Source organism: Mycobacterium sp. (assembly GCF_050701675.1).
Classification (GTDB): domain Bacteria; phylum Actinomycetota; class Actinomycetes; order Mycobacteriales; family Mycobacteriaceae; genus Mycobacterium.
This window is the reverse complement of the sequence record NZ_JBOGDD010000821.1, coordinates 1-8741: the sequence shown is the minus strand read 5'-3', so window position 1 is coordinate 8741 and position 8741 is coordinate 1. Positions and strand designations below refer to the sequence as shown.

Here is an 8741-nt window from a genome sequence, read left to right as displayed (position 1 = left end):
GGTCTCCAGCCAGGTGCAGCGGATGCCCTCGTCTTCGAATCGTTCGACGACGTGTTCCAGCTCCTCGCCCGGACCCGACAGCACGGTGTTGGGTCCGTTGTAGGCGCCGACCGACACTCGCGGGAATTCGCCTGCGACTTCCTCGACGTGCTTGGCGTCGGCGAAGACCGCTACCATTCGCCCACCTTCGGGCAGGCTGCCGAACAGTCGGCCGCGCTCGGCCATCAGCCGTGCGCCATCGGCGAGACTGAAGACCCCGGCCACACATGCCGCTGCATACTGGCCCACGCTGTGCCCGAGTACCACGTCGGGTTCGATGCCCCACGACTGCCACAGCCGGGCCAGGCCCATTTCGACGGCGAAGATCGCCGGCTGCGCAAACGACGTGTGACGTAACGTTTCTCCGTCTCTGCGATCGGTGGCGAACATCACCTCCAACAGCGGACGCGGCAGCATGTCATCGACCGCCTCCGCGCAACGTGTCACGGTTTCGGCGAAAACCGGCTCGGCGTCGAACAACTCGCGGGCCATGCCCGGATATTGGCTGCCCTGCCCGGTGAACAACCACGCGGTCGTCGGGCGCTGCGTGTGCTCGCCACGGACGACGCCGGGCCGCAGCCGGTTCTGGGCCAACTCGACAAGGCCCTCGCGCGCACTCTCGACCGAATCGACGACCAGCGCGACCCGATGTTCGAAGTGAGAACGGCCCGTGCCTGCGGTGAGGCAGACGTCGGCGAGGTCGGCATCCGGACGGGCTGTCAACCAGGCCTCGTAACGCTGCGCCACCTCCAGCAGTGCCTCCGGTGTCCGCGCGGACAGCGCCAGCACGTTGAAGGGCTGCTCGGGATTGTCCGACTCAGGGGGCGCGGGCTCGATGCTGTTCGCGCGAGCGCTCGTCGCGGCACCCAGCGGGGCTTCCGCGATCAGCACGTGCGCGTTCGTGCCGGTGAACCCGAAGGAACTCACACCGGCGCGTCGTGGCCTGCCGTTGGCGTGCCACGGCATTGCCTCGTCGACGACCCGCACCGGCAGCGAGTCCCACGGGATGTGCGGCGACGGCGTGTCGAAGTGAAGGCTCTGCGGCAGCATCTCGTGCTGAAGCGACAACACGACCTTGATCAGACCTGCTGCCCCCGAGGCAGACTCGGTATGACCGATGTTGGTCTTCACCGATCCCATCAGCAGCGGGCGGTCCGCGTCCCGCGAGTCACCGTAGGCGGCTGCGGCTGCCTGCACCTCGATCGGATCGCCCAGCGGCGTGCCCGTCCCGTGCGCCTCGAGGTAGTCGACGTCCCCGCCTGCCAGACCGGCGCGAGCCAGCGCCGTCCCGATGAGTCGTTGCTGTGCACCACCATTGGGCACTGTCAGACCACTGGACGCGCCGTCCTGGTTGACCGCGCTGCTGGAAATGACCGCGCAGATCCGATCGCCATCGCGCTCGGCGTCGCTGAGCCTCTTGAGCACGAGGACCCCGCAGCCCTCACTGCGCACGTAGCCGTCGGCGGAGGCGTCGAACGTCTTGCAGCGCCCGACTGGCGAAAGCATCCTGGCGCGGGAGGCGGCGATCACCGTCACCGGACTGAGCAGGACGTTCACCCCACCGGCCAGCGCCAGGTCGCAGTCACCGGAGTGCAGTGCCTGGACGGCCTGATGGACGGCCACCAGCGCCGAACTGCATGCGGTATCGACCGCCATCGCCGGTCCTTCGAGTCCCAGCGCGAAGGCCACCCGACCGGAAATGGCGTTGAGCGCGTTGCCGGTGATGAAGTAGGGCTCGATCTTGTCGAGTGACTCCGACGACAGCAAATGCGCATACTCGTTGGCGGCCACCCCCATGAAGATGCCGGTTTGGCTTCCGCGCAGCGTCCCTGGCGACAGCCCGGCGCGTTCGAGACCCTCCCATGCCGTTTCGAGCACGAGCCGCTGCTGAGGCTCGATCCACACCGCTTCGCGCGGAGAGATGCCGAAGAATTCGGGATCGAATCCATCGATACCGTCGAGGAACCCGCCGAAGCGCGTGTAGGTCTTGCCAGGAGTCTCTGGATCCGGGTCGTAGAACTCGTCGATGTCGAATCGGTCCTCCGGGACTTCCCGGATCGCATCGACACCGCCGGACAGCAACTCCCAGAAGGCTTCCGGATTGGGTGCCCCTGGAAAACGGCACGACACCGCGACGATCGCGATGGGCTCGTCCGAAGGCGTCGTCACCGGGGCAAGTCGAGGTTTGGCGACGGCCGGCTCGCGGAGGCCAAGCACGTCGCCGAGCAGGTAGTCGGTCGCATCGGACAGCCGGGGGTGATCCATCACCAGGGTGACGGGTATCTCCTTGCCCACACCCTGTTCGATGCGGCGCCGCAATTCGACGGCCATCAACGAATCCATGCCGAGGTCGAAGAACCCGGCGTCCTCGCGGATCTCCGCGGCGTCTACCCGCGTCACTTCCGCCACCGCGTCGCGCAAGTAGTCCGTCAGCAGCTTCTTGCGCTGCTGTATCGGAGCGTTGGTCAGCTGCTCGACCAGCTTGGTCTTGCCAGAAGCGGTGGCAGGCGCCGCCACGGCCGTCAGCTCGGATGGCACCTCGCGCTCGACCTCGGCCAGGAACGCCCGTCGCCCCGCCTGCTGGTAGAGCGGCAGGAAACGGGCCCAGTCGATCCGGGCCACCACTCCTTGCGCCTGGCCCTGTGAAGCGGCCGCCACGACATCGGCCAGACCCGCCAGTGCGTCGGCAGGTGACAGCGTCCGGACACCTCGCTTGTCCAGTCGCGCACGCGACTCCGCGTCGGCCATGCCGGCCGACCATGGACCGAAGTTCACGCTGATCCCGGGGATGCCCTGTTCGCGCAGACGCCAGGCCAGCCCGTCGAGGAAGGCGTTGGCCGCGCCGTACGCGGTCTGACCGAATCCGCCCCATACCGAGGCGATCGAGGAGATGCCGATGAAGAAGTCCAGCTGCAGGTCAGCGGCCGCTTCACTCAAATGCCAAGCACCCCAAACCTTCCCGGCGAAGACGCGGTCTACCTCGGCGTCGTCCAGGTTGCTCAGCGGAGTGGTGCCGAGTTCGCCGGCGGCATGGACGATGCCGGCCAACGGCGGGAGCTCGGCAGCCACGGTCGCCAGCAGGCGTGCGACGTCGTGCGCGTCGGCGACATCGGCAGTGACGACCCGGAATTCGCAGCCGTGCTGTTCGGTGAGCGCGTCGATGCGCTGTTGTGCGGCAGCGCTGGGGGCGCGTCGGCTGGTCAGCACCAGGTGCTTGGCGCCGTGCGCGGCCAGGTATCCCGCGAGTTCCAGTCCTATTGACCCCAGCCCGCCGGTAACCAAATACGTTGCGTCAGCGCGCAGCTCCAGATTCTGGGCGCTCGGCTGCCCGTCCCGGCGCACCAGCCGGGGGACGTGGACTGCTCCATCGCGCAGCGCGATCTGGTCTTCCCCGCGTGGTTGCGCCACCACCTGGTTGATGAACCGCGACCATTCGTCGGCTGTGCATTCAGCCAGATCCGCCAGTCCGCCCCACACGTGCGGAAGCTCCAACGAGGCGGCCCGGCCGAATCCCCAGAGGCAACTCTGGTCGGGCGACACGGTGTCCGCGTCGGTGACTCGCTGTGCGCCACGGGTAACCAGCCAAATCGGTGTGCGCAGTTCCGCGGCGACCGCGGCACGGAAGAGCCGGCGTGTTCCGCCGAGGATCTGGTGTTGCATCCGCAACAGTGACCGCATCGATGGCGCAGCCTCAGAGCCAAGGGCCGCGACGTGCACGATGCGCAGCGCCGGATCGTCTGCTGCGGCAGCGCGCAACGTGTTCGCGAGCTGTTCGGTGTCCGCGTCGGATACCGGCAACCCGAGGACCCGATGCCGTTGGCCACGCGCAGTCAGCACGTCGACCAAGGGCTGGATCGCTTGAGCTCCATCACCGATGAGCAGCCAGTTGGCTCCCTCGCCTAGGTCAGCACTGGAGCCAAGAGCAGTGGATTTCTCCCAGCGGATCTCGTAGCGGTCATCCGCTGTTGCCTGGTTCGTTCGCTGTTGGTTGTGTTGTGCCGCAAGCTTGGTCAGCACGTTCAGGGTCTGGTGGTCGCCGCCCGCCCCGTCGAGCAGGGCTGCGAGTTCCTCGATCCGGCCGTCCTCGAGCAGGCGGACCGCTTGGGTACTGGCGCCCACGTGCGGTTGCTCGTCGGCGGGCCGCCCATCTTTGTCCCTGTTGTCGCGAAACCAGTACTCGCGACGCTCGAACGGGTAGGTGGGCAGGTCGAGCTTCCGCGCGTGCGGCTGCCGAAAGGCGGCGAATTCGGGCAGGTGGCCCAGGACGTACGCATCGGCGACGGCTTCGGTGACCTGTCGGTGGTCGGCAGTGTTTCGACGCAGCGACGCTATCGCCCGCGGGGCGGTGGCAGGGTCGGGCCAGGCTCGCAGGGCCGCGGCGGTGAGCACCGGCTGTGGGCCGATTTCGAGCAACACCTTGCAATTCAGCTCGGCGAGGGTGCGCACGCTCTTGGCGAACTCCACCGGTTGCCGCGCGTGCCGACGCCAATAGGCGCCATCGAGTTTCACGCTCCTGCCGAGCGCGGCACCGGTGCGGTTGTCGATCAGAATCCGTTGTGGCGGGGCGAAATTGAACCGCTGCGCATACGACTCGAATTCATCGAGGATCGGGTCGAGCAGCGCCGAGTGGAACGCGTGGCTGGTGTCGAGCCAGTCACACCGGACGCCGTCGGCAGTCAACCGGGCTACCGCCTGGTCCAGTTCCCCAGCGGGTCCCGACAGCACGGTGTTGGCGCCGTTGTAGGCGGCGACCGAAAGACTCGGGAATTCGTCGGTGAGGCTCTCGACACGTTCGGCGGCGGCGAACGCCGCGACCATCCGACCGCCCGCAGGCAAACTGCCGAAGAGGCGGCCGCGCTCGGCCATCAAGAGCATGCCGTCCTCGAGGCTGAACACCCCAGCTACGCAGGCCGCCGAATACTGGCCGACGCTGTGGCCAAGCACCACGTCGGGTTCGAAGCCACGCGATTGCCACAGCCGAGCCAGGCCCAGCTCCACCGCGAACAGGGCGGGCTGTGCGTAGTTCGTTTGCCGCAGCGTCTCATCGCCATCCGGGCCATCCACGTCGAAGATGACATCCAACAATGGCTTCTCGAGAACGTCGGCTACCACCGCCGCGCAACGATTCAGCGTCTCGGCGAACACCGGTTCGGTGTCGAACAACTCCCGGGCCATGCCGGGGTATTGGCTGCCTTGACCGGTAAAGAGCCACGCCGTCTTCGGCGTGTCGTGGGATTCTCCGCGAACGAGGCCGGGTGCCGGCCGGTCGTCTGCGAGCGCGCCTAGCAGCTCGATGGCAGCTTCCTTCGAGTTCACCACCAACGCGGCCCGGTGCTCCAAATGCGCGCGACCGACCCCGGCGGTGAAGCACACGTCCGCCAAGGTGGCCTCTGAATGCGCGCTGAGCCAGCTGCGGTATTGATCGGCGACATCCACCAGCGCAGCGGGCGTTCGCGCCGAGAGCGGAAGGATGTGGAATCTGTCGCCGGACTGCTCGACGGGACTGGGCGCCGAAGCGGGTGCTGATTGCAGGGGCGCTGCTGGAGCTTCTTCGAGGACGACGTGAGCGTTGGTCCCAGCGAACCCGAACGAGCTGACTCCCGCAATGCGCGGCTGACCGTTGCGTTCCCAGGGGGTGGCCTCCTGCACGACCTTCACCGCAAGGCGGTCCCAGGGAATGTGCGGCGACGGATTCTCGAAGTTGAGGTGCTTCGGCAAAGTCTCGTGCTCGAGCGACAGGATGACCTTGATCACACCGGCGATCCCCGCGGCGGCCTCGAGATGTCCGATGTTCGTCTTCGCGGAGCCGATCAGCAGCGGCCGGTTCGCCTCGCGGTCGACGCCGAACACCGCACCGGCGGCCTGAACCTCGATCGGATCACCCAGCGATGTCCCCGTCCCGTGCGCTTCCAGGTATCCGACGTCGCTGGGCGCGACTCCGGCGCGCTTCAGCGCATCGACGATAACCCGTTGCTGGGCAACGCCATTCGGCACTGTCAAGCCACCCGATGCGCCGTCCTGGTTGATCGCACTACCGCGGATCACGGCGCGAATCCGGTCACCGTCGCGGATCGCGTCCTCAAGTCGCTTCACGACGATGACGCCGCATCCCTCGCCGCGCACGTAGCCGTCCGCGGCCGCATCGAATGTCTTGCATCGGCCGTCGGGCGCGAGCATCTGCGCATGGGAGAAAGTGATCATGGTCGCCGGGGTGAGCAGCACGTTCGCGCCGCCGGCGAGCGCGAGGTCGCATTCTCCCAAGCGCAGCGCTTGGCACGCCTGATGGATCGCCACCAGCGACGAACTGCACGCCGTGTCGACGGCGACCGCGGGACCCTGCAGCCCCAGCCGATAACTGATCCGGCCCGCTGCCGCGGCATTCGACGTCCCGATGGCCAAGTAGGCCTCGATCTCGGGGTAGGTCAGCTCGTCGGATGCCATTCCCAGGTAGTCGTGGGTGGCCAAACCCACGAATACACCGGTGTTGGAGTTGGCCAAAGTCGTTGGCGCAGTGCCTGAATGCTCTATCGCGCGCCACGCCGTCTCCAGCAGGAGCCGGTGCTGCGGGTCCATCATCCTGACCTCGCGCGTCGACATGCCGAAGAACGGCGCGTCGAACCCCGTCACGTCATCGACGAAACCCGCACGACGGGTCACGACCTTGCCGGGCGCTCCGGGTTCCGGGTCGAAGAATTCGTCGACGTCCCAGCGGTCCTTGGGCACCTCCGATACCGCGTCCCGACCCTCGCGCAGCACGTCCCAGAACTCGTCGGTGTCCTGGGCGCCAGGAAAGCGCGCCGCGTAGCCGACGATGGCGAATCGGGCGGCCGGCTCGATCGGACGTTCGGCGGAAAGCATGCGGTTGTCCCCCTTTGCATCGGCGGTCAGAATGTGACGGCGACACCGCTAGCGCCTGAAGATCAACTTCACGGCCACTATTGCACGTCCACCTGTGGCGTGCGTAGCGGCTCTGCCCGGGGCCGAGGCTGGAGGGCAACGTCGGAACCGAGGGTATGTTGAGCCACGAGTGATGCCGGACGCGCGCCGGCTGTGGCGGGGAGTACGGGAGAGGACAAAGTCTTGCGCATCGGGAAGATTACGGTTGGCGGACTTGATGAATGGACGCTAGCCCCCGGTTCAGTTACCTCGTGGCATCCGACGGCCGCGGCGCAGGAGAAGGCCCGGCAGGCGCCGATTAGTTCGGTGCCGGTGAGCTACATGCAGGGCCAACATCTCCGAAACTATTGCGAACGCACGGCCGCCGGTCTGAACTTCTCCCGGCAGATCATCGCCAGCTGCGACGTGGCCGGCCAATGCGATATTTCGGCCATGGATCACGCCGTCAACACATACCTACGTCGGCACGACACGTTCCGCAGTTGGTTCGAAAACACCGACGGCGACGGCTTCATTAGGCACGCCATGGACGATCCGGCCGACATTGAATTCGTGCCGATCGATCAGGGCCACCTGACCGTTGACGAAATACGCGCTCACGTAGTCGACATACCGAATCCGTTGGAGTGGGGTTGCTTCACTTTCGGGATAGTCCAGAACGAGCACCACTTCACGTTCTTTGCCGCCATGGATCACGTGCACGGAGATGCCACGTTGATCGGCACGACGATGATGGAAGCCAACGGAATGTATTCGGCCATGAGCGGAAGCGGTCAAGCCCTGACGCTGCCCGATGCCGGAAGCTTCGACGACTTTTGCGTCCGTGAGCGCGAGTTCACCTCGACGTTGACCCTGGACTCGCCAGGGGTACGCGCGTGGATTGACTTCGCCGAGAACAACAATGGTGGCTTTCCCGAATTCCCACTTCCACTGGGCAACCCGCTGAAGTCCAGCAGCAGTTACATGGCCTCCGAACTCCTGATGGACGCAGCTCAAACGGAGCGGTTCGAAGCGGCCTGCACTGCGGCTGGGGCGCGCTTCGTCGGCGGATTGTTCGCTTGTCTCGGTCTGGTTGAGCACGAGTTCACCGGAGCGCTTACGTATCACGGGCTCACTCCGAGGGATTCCCGCACGGCCAGCGACAATTTCATGACGCAGGGTTGGTTTACCGGACTGATCCCAATCACCGTCCCGATAGCAGCGACCTCCTTCAGCGATGCCGCATACGCAGCGCAGGCCTCTTTCGATTCGGGTCTGGACATGGCGAGAGTGCCGTATTACCGCGTAATGGAGTTGGCGCCGTGGTTGAACTGGCCACGTCCGAACTTTCCGGTGTCGAACTTCTTGCACGGTGGTGCAGCTCCGCTCAACGCAATACTCGCAGCAGCCGACATGGGCCTTGCGAACAACGTCGGAATCTATCCCGACGCGCGATTTTCGTATCAATTGACGATCTACGTATTCCGGTACGGGGAAGGCACGGCCATGGCGATCATGCATCCCGACAATCCGATCGCCGAGAAATCAGTAACGCGCTACATGGAGGCCATGAAATCGGTGTCCGTACTGGTCGCTGACAGCGGGGACTGGGGACGCGTCGCATAGCGGCGAGCAAAACAATGGCCAGGGTTTTCGTGATGCGCAATTCGGGGCGAGGGTGAGGGCGGTATGCGACGGCTAGCCGATCTCGTGGTGCGGTGGCCATGGGTGGTGATTGGGGTGTGGCTCGCAATTGCGGTCGCCCTGCCGCTGAGCTTCCCATCGCTGGGCGAGATGGCGCAGAAGCATCCGCTGGCCATCTTGCC

2 protein-coding genes are annotated in these 8741 nt (G+C 65.9%); one reads left to right on the top strand and one right to left on the bottom strand.

Annotation, left to right across the window (positions count from 1 at the left end; genetic code table 11):
* On the bottom strand, positions 1-6897 hold a 6897-nt coding region (locus ACRDUX_RS25115), incomplete at its 3' end, for a type I polyketide synthase (protein WP_526417618.1).
* Positions 6898-7119: 222 nt separating this feature from the next.
* Between ACRDUX_RS25115 and ACRDUX_RS25110 the strand changes: the two genes are divergently transcribed.
* Entirely contained in the window at positions 7120-8541 is a 1422-nt protein-coding gene (locus tag ACRDUX_RS25110) for a condensation domain-containing protein (protein ID WP_526417616.1), read from the top strand.
* Positions 8542-8741: the final 200 nt, after the last annotated feature.